This window comes from Pseudomonas sp. efr-133-TYG-103a (assembly GCF_030209235.1).
Classification (GTDB): domain Bacteria; phylum Pseudomonadota; class Gammaproteobacteria; order Pseudomonadales; family Pseudomonadaceae; genus Aquipseudomonas.
Genome location: NZ_JARVSK010000047.1, coordinates 18,581 through 33,581, shown reverse-complemented (window position 1 = coordinate 33,581; position 15,001 = coordinate 18,581). Strand labels below are relative to the sequence as shown.

Here is a 15,001-nt window from a genome sequence, read left to right as displayed (position 1 = left end):
AGTCAGCAGCCGCCCCGGTCCCTGTAGGAGTGCGGCTTGCCCGCGATCGGCTGCGAAGCAGTCGTAAAACCAGCCACCGCGTAATGTCTGACACTCCGCATGCACAGGTTTCACTGCCGGTACCCGGCAGATCGCGGGGCAAGCCGCGCTCCTACAGCTGACAGCGGGGTACGCTGTTAGCTCCCACCCCCGCGTGAGTCATCTGCGCGGCAGAGCGGGGATACAAAAAAACGGTTGATGGCGAAGGGGTCGTTGCGTCGGAAAAACAAGTCAGCAGCCGCCACGGTCCCTGTAGGAGTGCGGCTTGCCCGCGATCGGCTGCGCAGCAGTCGTAAAACCAGATTTCGCGTTATGTCTGACACTGCGCATGCACAGGTTTTGCTGCCGGTACCCGGCAGATCGCGGGGCAGGCTGCGCGTCTACGGTTGATGGCGCAATGTCCCTCATTCCGGCTCTGAAAAAGTGCCTCGCGCGGGCCGAATCCGTTTTGGCGTCAGCCAGCGCCCGCCGAGCAGGTTCTTTACAGCGGAGCCAGCCTCGACGCCCAGCAAAACCGGCAGTCTTTACGCTTTCTTTATGCCGCATGCCACGCCTCGATCTCGTTCCTTTACACCCCTCATGACGACAATTCCTCCACACGGCAGTCGCCGTATGACGGAGAGTTTTTCATGAGCGTTCTGGATGGGGTGTCTCTGCTGTTGGCCGCAGGGTTATTCGTGTACTTGCTGGTGGCGTTGCTGCGCGCTGGCCGGGTCGAGGAGTGACGGCCATGCACAGTTATGACTATCTGCTGATTCTGGCTTTTTTCGCGTTGGTGCTGCTGCCCGCGCCAATGCTTGGGCGGTTCTACTACAACGTCATGGAAGGTCAGCGTACCTTCCTCACACCGGTGCTGGGGCCGGTCGAGCGCATCTGCTATCGACTGTCGGGCGTCGACCCCGCAGTTGAGCACAACTGGAAGACCTACACCCTGGCCCTGCTGGCGTTCAACCTGGCAGGGTTCGTCGTGCTGTTCGCGATTCTCGTGTTTCAGGGCGCGCTGCCGCTCAACCCCCAAGGCCTGCCAGGGATGGAGTGGTCGCTGGCGTTCAACACTGCCATGAGTTTCGTCACCAACACCAACTGGCAGAGCTACAGCGGCGAAGCGTCGCTGAGCTACCTGAGCCAGATGGCCGGCCTGACCGTGCAGAATTTCGTCAGCGCTGCCACCGGTATTGCCGTGCTGGTCGCATTCTGCCGCGGCATCGGTCGACGCTCGACTCAGCATCTGGGCAATTTCTGGACCGACATGACCCGCGCCACGCTGTACGGCCTGCTGCCGCTGTGCATCATCCTCGCGCTGTTCCTGGTCTCGCAGGGCGTGCCGCAGACCTTCGCCCATTACGTCGACGCGGTCACCCTGCAGGGCGCTGACCAGACGATCCCTCTGGGCCCAGCCGCCAGTCAGATCGCGATCAAGCAACTGGGGACCAACGGCGGCGGGTTCTTCGGCGTCAACTCGGCGCATCCGTTCGAGAACCCGACCATCTGGAGCAACCTGTTCGAACTGGTGTCGATCATCCTGATTCCGGTCGCCCTGGTGTTCACGTTCGGCCATTACGTCAAGGACATGCGCCAGAGCCGCGCCATCGTCGCCTGCATGTTCGTGCTGTTCCTGATTGGCGGCGCGACCGCGCTGTGGGCCGAATACCAGCCCAACCCGGCGCTGAACCTGGCGGCGGTCGAGCAGGCCGCGCCGATGGAAGGCAAGGAAACCCGCTTCGGCACCACCGCCACCGTATTGTGGGCAGCGACCACCACTGCCGCGTCCAACGGGTCGGTCAACGGCATGCACGACAGCCTCAACCCGCTCACCGGGATGATCGCGCTGGCCAACATGATGGTCGGCGAGGTGATCTTCGGTGGCGTCGGCGCAGGCCTGTACGGGATGTTGCTGAACGTGCTGATCGCCGTATTCCTCGCCGGGCTGATGATTGGCCGCACGCCGGAATACCTGGGCAAGAAACTTCAGGCCACCGAGGTGAAATTACTGGTTGCGACGCTGATCGTGATGCCAGTCGGCGTGTTGGTGTTCGGCGCGCTGGCGGCCTCGTTGCCAGGGCCTGCCGGCTCGGTGAGCAACCCGGGCGCCCATGGCTTCAGCCAGCTGCTTTACACCTACACCTCGGCCACCGCGAACAACGGCTCGGCATTCGGCGGTTTCAGTGCAAACACGCTGTTCCACAACCTGATGCTGAGCCTGTCGATGTTCATTGGCCGCTTTGGCTACATCCTGCCGGTGCTGGCGCTGGCGGGCAGTCTGGCGGCGAAGAAGACCGCGCCGCTGGGGCTCAACAGCTTTCCCACCCATGGCCCGCTGTTCGTCACGTTGCTGACCGTGACGATTCTGCTGGTGGGCGGCCTGACGTTCCTGCCAACGCTGGCGTTAGGACCGATTGCCGAACATCTGAGCCTGGGCTTCTGAGGATTGAACATGAATATGCAAGCTCCTGTGACCAAAAACACTGTGCCCGCGCCGGCCGCGGCCGAGCCGGTCAAGACCGGGTTCGGTGACCTCTGGCGCCCGGCGTTGATTCAGGCGTTCGTCAAGCTCGACCCCCGTCAGCTGCAACGCGCACCGGTCATGCTGGTGGTCGAACTGACCGCCATCCTCACCACCATTCTGTGCCTGATCCCCAATCCGGCCGTGCCAACCTTCGTCGCCGTGCAGATTGCGGTCTGGCTGTGGTTTACCGTGCTGTTCGCCAACTTCGCCGAAGCCTTGGCTGAAGGGCGCGGCAAGGCCCGCGCTGACAGCCTGAAAGCCGGTACGGACGGCCTCAAGGCTCGACTCAAAGGCGCGACGGGCGGCTTTCTGATGGTCAACGCCAGCGCGTTGCGCAAGGGTGACGTGGTGCGCGTGGAAGCGGGGGAGTTGATTCCCGGTGACGGCGAGGTCATCGAAGGCATCGCAGCGGTCAACGAAGCGGCGATTACCGGCGAGTCCGCGCCGGTGATCCGCGAGTCCGGCGGCGACCGCTCGGCGGTCACCGGCAATACCCGGCTGGTGTCCGACTGGTTGCTGGTGCGGATCAGCGCCAATCCCGGCGAGTCGACGCTGGACCGCATGATTGCGCTGGTCGAAGGCGCCAAGCGCCAGAAAACCCCCAACGAGGTGGCACTGGACATCCTGCTGATCGGCCTGACCCTGATTTTCCTGCTGGTGGTCGTCACCCTCCAGCCGTTCGCCCACTTTGCCGGCGGTAGCCTGCCGCTGGTGTTCCTGGTGGCGCTGCTGGTCACGCTGATTCCGACCACCATCGGCGGGCTGCTGTCGGCGATCGGCATTGCAGGCATGGACCGTCTGGTGCGCCTGAACGTCATCGCCAAGTCCGGCCGCGCGGTGGAGGCAGCGGGCGACGTCCATGTGCTGCTGCTGGACAAGACCGGCACCATCACGTTCGGCAACCGTCGCTGCGCCGCGGTCTATGCCGCGCCCGGCGTGAGCGCCAAGGAGCTGGCCGAAGGCACGTTGCTGGCCTCGCTGGCCGACGACACCGCCGAAGGCAAGTCGATCGTCGAATACCTGCGCGCGCTGCACCCGATGAACGAGCCATCGCCCGGTCAGGTGATGGCGGTGCCGTTCAGCGCCGAAACGCGCCTGTCCGGCATCGACTACGACGGCCGCGTGTACCGCAAGGGGGCGGTCGATTCTCTGCTCAAGTTCCTCGGCCGCGACCGCGCCGATCTGCCGCTGACCCTGTCCCGCGAGATCGACAAGATCGCCAAGACCGGCGGCACGCCGCTGCTGGTGTGCGGCGACGGCAAACTGTTGGGCGCCGTTCACCTCAAGGACGTGGTCAAGCCGGGGATTCGCGAGCGGTTCGACGAGTTGCGCAAGCTGGGGATCCGCACGGTGATGGTGACGGGCGATAACCCGCTGACCGCTGCTGCGATTGCTGCCGAAGCGGGCGTCGACGACGTCATCGCCGAGGCCACGCCGGAGAAGAAACTCGAGCGCATTCGTCAGGAACAGAACGACGGTCGTCTGGTGGCGATGTGCGGCGACGGCGCCAACGACGCCCCCGCGCTGGCCCAGGCTGACGTCGGCATGGCAATGAACGATGGCACTCAGGCTGCACGCGAAGCGGCGAATATGGTGGATCTGGACAGCGATCCGACCAAGCTGCTCGACGTGGTGCAGATCGGCAAGGAGTTGCTGGTTACCCGCGGCGCACTGACCACGTTCTCGATTGCCAACGACGTGGCGAAATACTTCGCGATCCTGCCGGCACTGTTCGCGGCCATCTATCCGCAACTGGGTGTGCTCAACATCATGCACTTGGCCAGCCCGCAGAGCGCGATTCTCTCGGCGATCGTCTTCAACGCGTTGATCATCGTAGTGCTGATTCCACTGGCACTGCGTGGCGTGCGCGTGCAGGCGGCCAGTGCGGCGCACCTGCTGCGACGCAACCTGCTGGTCTACGGGCTGGGCGGGATCGTCGTGCCGTTCGTGGGGATCAAGGCCATCGACCTGCTGCTGACGGCGTTGCACCTGGTTTGACCGACTGCCTGCACTGCGGGCGGCCCATGCCCGCAGTCACCTTTTTCGAATGAGGAATGAATGATGTCCAGTGTATTGCGTCCGGCCGTGAGCCTGATCGTCCTGATGACCCTGATCACCGGCGTGGCTTATCCGCTGGTGCTCACCGGTGTTGCGCAAGTGGCCTTCCCGGAACAGGCCAATGGCAGCCTGGTGTACGACGATCAGGACAAAGTCCGGGGCTCGGAACTGATTGCGCAGGATTTCAGCGGCGAACAATGGTTTCGTCCGCGTCCGTCCGCCGGCGCTTATGCCACCGTCGCGAGCGGGGCGAGCAACCTGTCGCCAAGCAACCCGGCGCTGGCGACACGCATCGGCGACGAGGCCGCGAAGCAAAAGGTCGATAACCAGGGGCCGGTGCCGCTGAACCTGCTGACCACCTCCGGCAGCGGTCTGGACCCGCACCTGTCGCCAGAAGCGGCGGATTATCAGGTAGCGCGAATTGCTGCGGCGCGTCATCTGCCGCGCGATTCGGTGCACAAACTCATAGCGGCCAACACCTACAACCCGCTGATCGGCCCGCCCGTGGTCAATGTGCTGGCGCTGAACCAGAGCCTGGAAGCATTGCCGTCTGGCAAAGTCGTGAATTGATTGGCAGAGTCACTGCACAACGCAGCAGTGGCGGCGAGCTTGCTCGCGAAGACTGAGGTTCAGGCGACGCATCTTTGCTGAATGTACTTGCCTCTTCGCGAGCAAGCTCGCTCCTGCAATTATTGGTTTATCAGGCACCGGGAAGCACACTTTGAATCGGGTCATTGCAACAGGACAACCTTCGTGAACTCAAACAGCCGCGCGGACGCCTTGCTGGCCGATCTGCCCCGGGACGACCGAGGCCGGTTGAAGGTGTTCCTGGGCGCTGCGCCGGGCGTGGGCAAGACCTACGCCATGCTTCAGGCCGCCCACACGCAGCTGCGCCAGGGCGTGGTGCTGCGCGTGGGTGTGGTCGAAACTCACGGCCGCGCCGAGACCGAGTCCTTGCTCGTCGGCCTGCCTCAGCAACCGATGCTGCGCAGCGAATACCGCGGCGTGATGCTCGAAGAAATGGACCTGGACGGCCTGCTGCTGGCCCGGCCCAAACTGGTGCTGGTCGACGAACTGGCGCACACCAACGCGCCCGGCAGCCGACACGCCAAGCGCTGGCAGGATATTCAGGAGCTGTTGTCGGCCGGCATCGACGTTTACACCACGGTCAACGTGCAGCATCTGGAAAGCCTCAACGATCAGGTTCGCGGCATCACCGGCGTGCAGGTGCGCGAAACGCTGCCCGACTGGGTGCTCCAGGAAGCTTACGAACTGGTGCTGATCGACCTGCCGCCGCGCGAACTGCTGGAGCGTCTGCGCGATGGCAAGGTGTATGTGCCCGAGCAGGCGCGCGCGGCCATCGACGCGTTTTTTACCCAGACCAATCTGACGGCCCTGCGTGAACTGGCGATGCAGACGGCGGCCGCTCAGGTGGACAATGATCTGGCGCTGGGCTATCGCCAGATGGGGCAGGCCGCGCCTGCGGTGCGAGGCCGTTTGCTGGTGGGCATCGACGGCGACGATCAGGCCGAGCGACTGGTCCGCCACGCCAGCCGGGTCGCTCAGCGGCGGCACTTGCCGTGGAGCCTGGTGCACGTCGACAACGGCCGCTTCTTCGACGAGCTGGCACGCAGTCGTCTGCAGAGCGCGCAACAGCTTGCCGAGCGGCTGGGCGGAGAAGTCGTGGTGCTGCGTGCGCCCGAGGTGGCGAAAACCCTTATCCAGCATGCCGCTGAGCGCCGCGCCAGTCTGGTGCTGGTCGGTCAGTCGCGGCCGTTGCTGCGGCGTCGGCTGTTCGGTGGCGGCCTGGCCTCGCGACTGCTGCGCAACGCCCATGGCCTGGAGATCAACGTGCTCGACAGCGAAGCGCGGCCCGATCAGGCCCGCTCGGCTTCACCGCACCCACTCGTCTGGTTCGATTATCTGCTGGCCGTGCTGGCCACTCTGGGGGCCAGTGCGCTGGCATGGGCGGTGTCCAGCGTCCTCGCGTTGCCGAACATCTCGCTGGTCTTCCTCGCCGCCGTGCTGCTGGTGGCGGTGCGCAGCAGCGTGGGCCCTGCGATGGTCTGCTCGGTGCTGTCGTTTCTGGCCTATGACTTTCTGTTCATACCGCCCAATTTTTCCTTGAGCATCCAGCGCGAAGAAGACGTGCTGACGCTGTTGTTTTTCCTGTTGATGGCGGCGCTGACCGGCAATCTCGCCGCTCGCCAGCGGCGTCAGCTGCAGGCGCTGCGCGACACCCAGGAAGAGACCAGCGAGCTGCTTGACCTGTCCAAGCGCCTGACCGCCGCCACCGATCGCCAGGCAGTGCTCAGCGCGGCGGAGCACCATCTGGCCGACTGGCGCGAATTACAGATCTGCGTGCTGGACCGCGATGGTCAGCAGGGCTGGAAAACCGAAGTCGGGGGCTCGCTGGAGTTTTCCGGGTCCGAGCGCGCGGCCGCCGACTGGGCCTGGCAGCACGGCCAGCCGGCAGGTCGGGGCACCGGCACGCTGCCGTCGGGCAACTGGTGGTGGCTGCCATTGTGGGTCGACGATGCACCGTTGGCGCTGCTCGGCGTCAGGCCGCGAGAAGGGCAGAGCTTCAGCCCCCAGCGTCGGCGCCTGCTGGGCGCACTCAGCCAGCCGCTCGGGCAGGCACTGGCGCGCGCACGCCTGGCGCAGGATCTGGAGGCCGCGCGTCTGCACGGCGAAACCGAACAACTGCGCAGCGCGTTGCTGGCTTCGGTGTCACACGACCTGCGCACCCCGTTGACGGCCATGCGCGGCAGCATCGACAGCCTGTTGGCACTGGGTGAAGCGATCCCGCTGGAAGACCGGCGCGAGTTGCTCGAAGGCACGCGCGATGAGGCCGAGCGGCTGGATCGCTACATCCAGAACCTGCTGGACATGACCCGGCTGGGCCACGGCGCATTGAAGCTGGCGCGCGACTGGGTCTCGCCTGGAGACATCGTCGGCAGCGCGCTGAATCGACTGCGCGCGGTGCTGGCGCCGCTGCACGTCGAGACCGATGTGCCGCTTGAGCTGCCGCTGCTCTATGTGCATGCCGCGCTGATCGAGCAGGCGCTGATCAACGTGCTGGAAAATGCCGCACGCTTTTCGCCGGTTCACGGTCGCCTGCAGATGGCCGTGCGGGTCGAGGCGGACGAACTGGTGTTCGCCGTCAGCGATGAAGGGCCGGGCATTCCCGAAGACGAGCGGGCGAAGATTTTCGACATGTTTTACACCGCCGCACGGGGCGACCGGGGCGGGCAGGGCACTGGGCTCGGGCTGGCGATCTGTCAGGGCATGGTCGGCGCCCATGGCGGACGCATCAGTGTCGCGGACGGCATCGAAGGCCGCGGCACGTGCATCAGCCTGCATTTGCCGCTGCAAGCGCAGCCTCAGGCTGAAATCGAGCAGGCGGTCTGATCGTTTGCCGGGTACGCTGCTGTTTTGTAATCGAATCTGACGAGTAACGGGAAAAGCATGAGCCAGACGGCGACCATTCTGGTGATCGATGACGAGCCGCAAATTCGCAAATTCCTGCGGATCAGCCTCGCATCACAAGGCTACAAAGTGCTGGAAGCCGGCACTGGCAGTGAAGGTCTGACGCAAGCGGCGCTGAACAAACCCGATCTGCTGGTGCTGGACCTGGGCTTGCCCGACATGGACGGCCAGGAGGTGCTGAGCCAGTTCCGCGAGTGGTCGGCGGTGCCGGTGCTGGTGCTGTCGGTGCGCGCCAGCGAAGGCGAGAAGGTGCGTGCGCTGGACTCCGGCGCCAACGACTACGTGACCAAGCCGTTCGGCATTCAGGAGTTTCTGGCGCGCATCCGCGCGTTGTTGCGTCAGGCGCCGGAGAGCGGAAAAGTGGAAGCGGCGCTGGTGATTGGGCCGCTGACGGTCGATCTGGCCTATCGGCGGGTGTCGCTGGACGGCGTTGAAGTCGCGCTGACTCGCAAGGAATATGCGGTGCTGGCGCAACTGGCGCGACATCCGGGCCGGGTCATCACCCAGCAGCAACTGCTCAAGGACATCTGGGGCCCGACCCACGTGGAAGACACCCATTACCTGCGCATCGTGGTCGGCCACCTGCGTCAGAAACTGGCGGACGATCCGGCCGCGCCACGCTTCATCGTCACCGAGGCGGGCGTGGGGTATCGGTTGATGGAAGGCTGATCCGCGTCGCCACGGCCGGGACGCTCAATGCTCCCGCTCGTAGCGGTCCAGCGTATCCCGGGCGATTTCCCGACCCAGGGCGATCAGTTCCGGCGCCTTGTAGAACTCGAAGAACCGGCAGACCCGCTTGGGCACGTTGATCAGGATGTCCGGCGGATAACCGGCAATCTTGTATTGCGCCAACGACGTCTGCATGACTTCGAAGCTCTGGTTGATCAGGTCGAGCAGGGAGGCGGGCCCGACGTTGTCGACGATGATCGAGCCGCTGGCGGACTTCGGCGCGCCCGCGGCCTGTGGCGCAGCGGCAGGTTGCTGGCCCTTAGGATCGGCAGACTCGCTGTCGCCCGCCAGCCACGGATTGGCGATCGTCGCAGCCGTGGCCTTGAGGCTGCCCTGCTGCAGCCGCAGCACGTCGCCGCCCGCGACCTCCAGTTTGCGCCGGAACGGCAGGTGCGAGCCGATGGAGTTGATCAGGCTGTCGAAGCGCTTCTTCACTGCGGGCGGTCGCTCGATCACCGGCAACTGGTAATGCTTCTGGTTGGTCGAGTTGAGGTTGACCGCAACGATCAGGTCGCAGTGGCTGGACACCACCGGCACGATCGGCAACGGGTTGAGCAAGCCGCCGTCGACCAGCGTGCGATTGCCCTGAACCACAGGGGTGAACAGGCTCGGAATGGCCGCCGAAGCGCGCATCGCCGAATGCAGATTACCTTCCTGAAACCAGATTTCCTGTTGGTTGGTGAGGTCGGTGGCCACGGCGGTGTAGGGAATGCGCAGGTCCTCGATGTTGACCTCGCCGACGATCTCGCGAATCTTGCCGAAGACCTTTTCGCCGCGAATGGCGCCCAGGCGGAAACTCACGTCCACCAGCCGCAGCACATCGAGGTAGTCGAGACTCTCGATCCACGCCTTGTACTCGGGCAGCTTGCCGGCCGCGTAAATCCCGCCAACCACCGCGCCCATCGAACAGCCGGCGATGCAGGCGATGTCGTAACCGCGGCGCTCCAGTTCTTCGATCACCCCGATATGCGCATAGCCTCTGGCACCGCCGGATCCCAGCACCAGCGCGATTCGTTTTTTCATTTGCCTGCCCCCCGCCGCAAAGGTTCTACCCTACGCCCAAGGCTGCCGCGAATCATCTGCTGTTGTACATCCTCCTCAGGGATAGTGCCTGCAATGCGCTGCAGATCGCATGGCCCATCAAGATGACGATCGCCCGCTAAATTCGCTTGCTCAAATCCGGCGCCAGGCATAGCGTGTGGGCATCAGCAGCCGGGTCACGTACCCAGACCGTCCGCCATTTCAACCACAAAAAAGGATCGCGCCATGCCCCTCGTCAGAATCGATGTTGCCGCTCAGACACCTGCCCAGACCATTGCCGCCATCGGCGATGTCATCTACCAGGCGATGCGCACCACCGCCAGCGTGCCCGAGCACGACCGGTTTCAGATCATCCACCGTCATACTGCCGAGGAGCTGGTCTATCCCGCCGAAGGGTATCTGGGCGTCACTTACACGCCGGACATCGTGTTCATCCAGATCACCTGGAATGAGGGGCGTACGACCGAGGTCAAGAAGGCGTTCTACAAGGCGGTGGCGCAGGGGATTCATGAGCGCACTGGTCTGCGACAGGAAGATGTGTGGATCAACCTGGTGGAAACCAAACGCGAGAACTGGTCGTTCGGCAATGGCGACATGCACTACGCCCCCGCACCGTAACGCCGGGGGTGGAAACCGGCTTGGAGGATGACTCACCCGTCATGTTGCCAAGCCGGTCGCAGAATCGGATACGCTGCGGCGTCCCGGTATGGCACTTTTGCATCGCGCTACCGTCAAACCGGCATCGTCGATTTCCATTGTTGAGGTAACACCCCATGAAAGCGTGGATCTGCCTGCCCCTGTTGGCGTTGGTTCTCACTGGTTGCGCCGGTAAAACCGCTTACCGCGATACCTGCGGCACGCAACTCGATGCCGCCTGGCACGAGCTGGATCTGGCCAAGGCCGAAGGCTTTGCAGGCACGGTCAGTTACTCCAAGGCCCTGTCGTTGTTGACCGGCGCGAAGACCCAGCAGCAGTTCGAAGCGTTCGAAGGTTGCTCGGAAAAGGCTGAAAAAGCCCGCTTCTACATTCGTGAGTCCCGCGCCGGACGGTAAACCGGTTCCAAACGCCTCGCCCGGCGCTGTGGGAGTAGGCACGCTCACTTCCACAGCCGCTTCAGAATAAATCCTTCCCAATCCCTTCCTGCGCGCTGGCGAAAACGCCTACGCTGACTTTAAAGTGGCTGCACGTCTGGCATCTTCTGCAGTCCTACTAGCCATAAGCAGTCGCCTGGGGAGGCCTTCCGATGGGCAGAAAACTGGATGCGTGTCTAAACGCGATCAATGAAGTGGTGCTGGGCAAGGAGCCACAGGTTCGCCTGGCGATGACATGCCTGCTGGGCGGCGGCCATCTGCTGATCGAAGATTTGCCCGGCATGGGCAAAACCACGCTCAGCCATACCCTCGCGCGGGTGCTGGGTCTTAGCTTCCAGCGGATCCAGTTCACCTCCGACCTGCTACCGGGCGACATCCTCGGTACTTCGATTTTCGACCGGGAAACCGGGCAGTTCACCTTCCATCCGGGGCCGATCTTCGCCGAACTGGTGTTGGCGGACGAGATCAACCGCGCCACGCCAAAAAGCCAGAGCGCACTGCTCGAAGCCATGGAAGAAGGCCAGGTGACGATTGAGGGCGCGACCCGTTTGCTGCCCGAGCCTTTCTTCGTCATCGCCACGCAGAACCCCTTCAGCCAGGGCGGTACCTTCGCCTTGCCCGAGTCCCAGCTGGATCGTTTTCTGATGCGTCTGTCGCTGGGGTATCCGGCCCGGTCGGCGGAGCGAGCGTTGTTGTTGGGCGAGTCCCGGCGCGAGCTGTTGCCGCGTATCGAGCCGATCCTCGATCACGCCGGGCTGGCGGCCTTGCAGGAAGAAGCACGGCAGGTGCGCGCCAGCGACGCGCTGGTGGATTACGTGCTGCGGCTGGTGGATGCCACGCGCAGCCAGCCGCAGTTCGCCTACGGCCTTTCGCCCCGGGCGAGTCTGGCGATTCTGTCGGCGGCGCGGGCGTGGGCCCTGCTGACCGGCCGCGATTATGTGATCCCAGAAGACGTTCAGGCGATTCTCCCTGCCGTGATCGGGCATCGCCTGCGCGAGCGTACGGACCCCACCGGGCACGGCGGCGGGGCGTTGGTTCAATGGCTGCTGCGTGAGGTGCCGGTGCTTTGATCGAACAGTTCAAACCGGTCTGGCAGCGCTGGGTAGGACGTCGCATTCCTCCCGCTTCGCGGATCGAGCTGGATCACCGCCGAATTTTCATCCTGCCGACCCGGGTCGGCGGCACTTACGCGTTCGTGCTGTTTCTGCTGCTGCTGGTGTCGATCAATTACCAGAACAGCCTCGCCTACGGGCTGACCTTCCTCATGCTGTCGGTCGGCGTGCTCGCCATTCTTCATACGTATCGCAATTTCAGCGGGCTGATCTTCAGCGCCGGCAATGCGCGCTCGGTGTTCGTCGGCGAGCCGGTGCAACTGCGCCTGCGGCTGGAAAGCGCCGAACGTGGCCATCAGGCCATTGCGCTGGGTTGGGACAGCGAACAGCTGGAGCAGACCGACGTCGAGGCCGAGCGTCAGGTGGAGCTCGCCCTGACGCTGCCGGCGCTCAACCGTGGCTGGCTGCGCGCGCCGCGTCTGCGCGTGGAGAGTGTGTTTCCGCTGGGGATCTTTCGTGCCTGGACCTGGCTCGATCTGGAGCAGACGGTGTTGATCTACCCGCGCCCGGTGGCCGGAACGATGCCGCTGCTGCAGGGCGTGCAACCCCATGCGCAGGACGACGGTCAGGCCACTCAGGGTCAGGGCGTCGATGATTATCAGGGACTGCGCCCGTGGCAGCCCGGCGACTCGATGCGGCGCATGCACTGGAAAGCCTGGTCGCGCGGGCAAGGCCTGATGGTCAAGGAATTCAGCGATCTGAGCGGCCATGACCTGTGCCTGGACTTCATGGCCCTGGGCGGTGACATCGAGGAGCGCCTGTCGCGCTTGTGCTACTGGGTTCTGGAACTGTCCCAGCGCCAACAGCCGTTTGCGCTGCGCCTGCCCAATTCTCTCTCGGCGGTGGACAGTGGCGATGCTCATCGCGAAGCCTGCCTGCGCCAGCTCGCCCTGTATGGCGTGCGGGCATGAACGGGGCATCGCCATGACCTCGACCCAACTGGCCCAGCCGATTCCGCGGATCAGCCTGAACTGGCTGCTGATCGCGCAGGCGCTGGTGATTGTGCCGTTCGCGCTGCACGTGCCCGTGGCACTGATCATTCTGTGGCTGGTCTGCACGTTCTGGCGCATTCAAATCTTCCGCATGCGCGTGCGCATGCCCGGCACGTGGATCAAGTCGAGCCTGTTGGTCGGCACTGCGGGCGGCATCTTCCTGGCGCGTGGCAGCCTGATCGGGCTGGACGCCGGCGCGGCGCTGCTGATCGCGGCGTTCATCCTGAAGATGCTCGAAATGCAGACCCGACGCGATGCGCTGGTGCTCATCTTTCTGGGCTTCTTTTGCGTAGCGGTGGGCTACCTGTTCGAGGATGCGCTGCTGTGGGGGCTGTTCACGCTGCTGCCGATCGCGACACTGCTGGCAGCGCTGATCGGCCTGCAGCAGTCGAACCTTGCAAGCAAGCCTGCGGGCACGCTGATGCTCGCCACCAAGCTGTTGCTGCAGGCGGTGCCGCTGATGCTGCTGTTGTTTCTGTTCTTTCCTCGACTGGACCCGCTCTGGTCGCTGCCGCAGCCCAGCAACAAGGCCTTGACGGGATTGTCCGACAGCATGGCGCCGGGGGACATCGCCGAGTTGAGCAAGTCGGCCTCGCTGGTGTTTCGGGCCAGTTTCGACGGCCCCGTGCCACCGCGCAGCCAGCAGTACTGGCGCGGCCTGACGCTGGAGCAGTTCGACGGCCGGCGCTGGTCGCAATCGTCCCGCGCGCAGGTGCCGGACGCGCCGGACTGGCGTCGTGCGGGCGAGCAGATCCATTACAGCATCGTGCTGGAGCCCACCGGCAAACCCTGGCTGATGACGATGGACGTCGGGCAGACCGACCTGGCCGGCGCGCGGCAGATGAGCGATTTTCGCTGGCAGCGCCGACGTCCGGTCGAGCAGTCGATGCTCTACAACGTTGTGTCATGGCCCGACGCTGTCCGCGAAACCACGCTCAGTGACAGCGCCCGTTCGCAGGCTTTGCAACTGCCCGCCAAAGGCAATCCCGAGGCCCGCGAATGGGCCGCCGATCTGCATCGTCGCTACCCCAGGACGGATGCGCTGGTGGACGCCATGCTGTCGTACTTCACCGAGCAGCCGTTCCATTACACACTCAAGCCACCGACGCTTGGCCCCAACAGCATCGATGATTTCCTGTTCGCCAGCCGCAGCGGCTTCTGCGCGCATTATGCCGGGGCGATGACCTTCGCCCTGCGCGCTGCGGGTATCCCGGCGCGCGTAGTGGCCGGCTACCAGGGCGGCGAGCTGAACCCGGACGGCAATTACATCAGCGTGCGGCAATTCGATGCGCATGCCTGGGTCGAGTATTGGCAGGCTGGCGTCGGGTGGCGCAGCGTCGACCCGACCGCCGCGGTGGCACCTGCACGCATCGAACAGGGGCTGGAACAGGCGCTGGCTTCGGGCGAGGAGTTTCTTGCTGATTCACCCATGTCAGCGTTGCGCTATCGGCATCTGGCCTGGGTCAATGCCCTGCGCATGAGTTGGGATAACCTCAATTATGGCTGGCAGCGCTGGGTGCTCGGCTATCAGGGCCAGCAGCAGTTGCAGGTGCTGGGTCGCTGGTTCTCCGGCGTCCAGGCGCCGGTGTTCGCGGGCTCCGGCCTGGCGATTCTCGGGCTGCTGGCGTTGTGGCTGCTCAAGCCCTGGCGTCGGGAAAGCGATTCTCAGCTGCGCCTGTTCAATCGCTTCGAACGGTTGCTCGCACGCCATGGTCTCAAGCGTCAACAGGGCGAGGGCGCTCAGGCTTTTGCCCGGCGCGCGGCGCTGCATTTTCCCCAGCACGCCGAAGCGATCGAGGGCTTTGTCGATGAGTTCCAGGCCCAGCGTTATGCCGGCGCGTCCGGCTCGGCGGCGCAATTGCGGCGCCGCTTGAAACGCCTGCGACGCAGCTTGCCATGGCGCTTGTCCACGGTCAGGGGCAAGCAGCCACATTCATAAGGAGC

General features: G+C 64.3%; 12 protein-coding genes. 11 read left to right on the top strand and 1 reads right to left on the bottom strand.

Going from position 1 to position 15,001, the window contains the following annotated elements; translation table 11 throughout:
• The first annotated feature begins 668 nt into the window (after positions 1-668).
• The 6 genes from kdpF to QRN36_RS27130 all read left to right on the top strand — a co-directional run bounded on the left by kdpF (position 669) and on the right by QRN36_RS27130 (position 8,761).
• A complete protein-coding gene (gene kdpF, locus QRN36_RS27155) occupies positions 669-764 on the top strand; it encodes a K(+)-transporting ATPase subunit F (protein ID WP_037009437.1) in 96 nt (31 codons plus the stop codon).
• A gap of 5 nt (positions 765-769) precedes the next feature.
• Positions 770-2,464, top strand: a complete 1,695-nt coding sequence (gene kdpA / locus QRN36_RS27150; protein WP_285426804.1) for a potassium-transporting ATPase subunit KdpA — start codon at positions 770-772, stop codon at positions 2,462-2,464.
• Between the two features lie 9 nt (positions 2,465-2,473).
• Positions 2,474-4,543 (top strand): potassium-transporting ATPase subunit KdpB, encoded by a 2,070-nt coding sequence (gene kdpB / locus QRN36_RS27145; protein WP_285426803.1) that lies wholly within the window; start codon positions 2,474-2,476, stop codon positions 4,541-4,543.
• A 63-nt stretch (positions 4,544-4,606) separates the two neighbouring features.
• Positions 4,607-5,173 carry a potassium-transporting ATPase subunit KdpC gene (gene kdpC / locus QRN36_RS27140; protein ID WP_285426802.1) on the top strand — a complete coding sequence of 189 codons (567 nt, stop codon included), beginning with the start codon at positions 4,607-4,609 and terminating at the stop codon, positions 5,171-5,173.
• Positions 5,174-5,356: 183 nt separating this feature from the next.
• The gene (locus QRN36_RS27135) at positions 5,357-8,014 is read left to right on the top strand and encodes a sensor histidine kinase KdpD (protein WP_285426801.1); all 2,658 of its coding nucleotides are present in this window, start codon (positions 5,357-5,359) and stop codon (positions 8,012-8,014) included.
• 57 nt (positions 8,015-8,071) lie between these two features.
• Positions 8,072-8,761, top strand: a complete 690-nt coding sequence (locus tag QRN36_RS27130; protein ID WP_285426800.1) for a response regulator — start codon at positions 8,072-8,074, stop codon at positions 8,759-8,761.
• 24 nt (positions 8,762-8,785) lie between these two features.
• Here QRN36_RS27130 and QRN36_RS27125 read toward each other — a convergent pair whose 3' ends face one another.
• Positions 8,786-9,844: a patatin-like phospholipase family protein gene (locus QRN36_RS27125; protein ID WP_285426799.1), complete on the bottom strand. Its 1,059-nt coding sequence runs from the start codon at positions 9,842-9,844 to the stop codon at positions 8,786-8,788.
• 243 nt (positions 9,845-10,087) lie between these two features.
• Here QRN36_RS27125 and QRN36_RS27120 point away from each other — a divergent pair, with 243 nt between their 5' ends.
• From QRN36_RS27120 to QRN36_RS27100, 5 genes are all read left to right on the top strand, one after another.
• Positions 10,088-10,480: a tautomerase family protein gene (locus tag QRN36_RS27120; protein ID WP_093459192.1), complete on the top strand. Its 393-nt coding sequence runs from the start codon at positions 10,088-10,090 to the stop codon at positions 10,478-10,480.
• Between the two features lie 155 nt (positions 10,481-10,635).
• Entirely contained in the window at positions 10,636-10,914 is a 279-nt protein-coding gene (locus tag QRN36_RS27115) for a hypothetical protein (RefSeq protein WP_093459191.1), read from the top strand.
• Between the two features lie 191 nt (positions 10,915-11,105).
• Positions 11,106-12,023, top strand: coding sequence for a MoxR family ATPase (locus QRN36_RS27110; RefSeq protein WP_285426798.1), 918 nt, complete (start codon positions 11,106-11,108; stop codon positions 12,021-12,023).
• Positions 12,020-12,976 (top strand): DUF58 domain-containing protein, encoded by a 957-nt coding sequence (locus QRN36_RS27105; protein WP_285426797.1) that lies wholly within the window; start codon positions 12,020-12,022, stop codon positions 12,974-12,976. Before QRN36_RS27110 ends, QRN36_RS27105 begins: the two co-directional genes overlap by 4 nt.
• Before the next feature lie 13 nt (positions 12,977-12,989).
• Positions 12,990-14,996 carry a DUF3488 and DUF4129 domain-containing transglutaminase family protein gene (locus QRN36_RS27100; RefSeq protein ID WP_285426796.1) on the top strand — a complete coding sequence of 669 codons (2,007 nt, stop codon included), beginning with the start codon at positions 12,990-12,992 and terminating at the stop codon, positions 14,994-14,996.
• Positions 14,997-15,001: the final 5 nt, after the last annotated feature.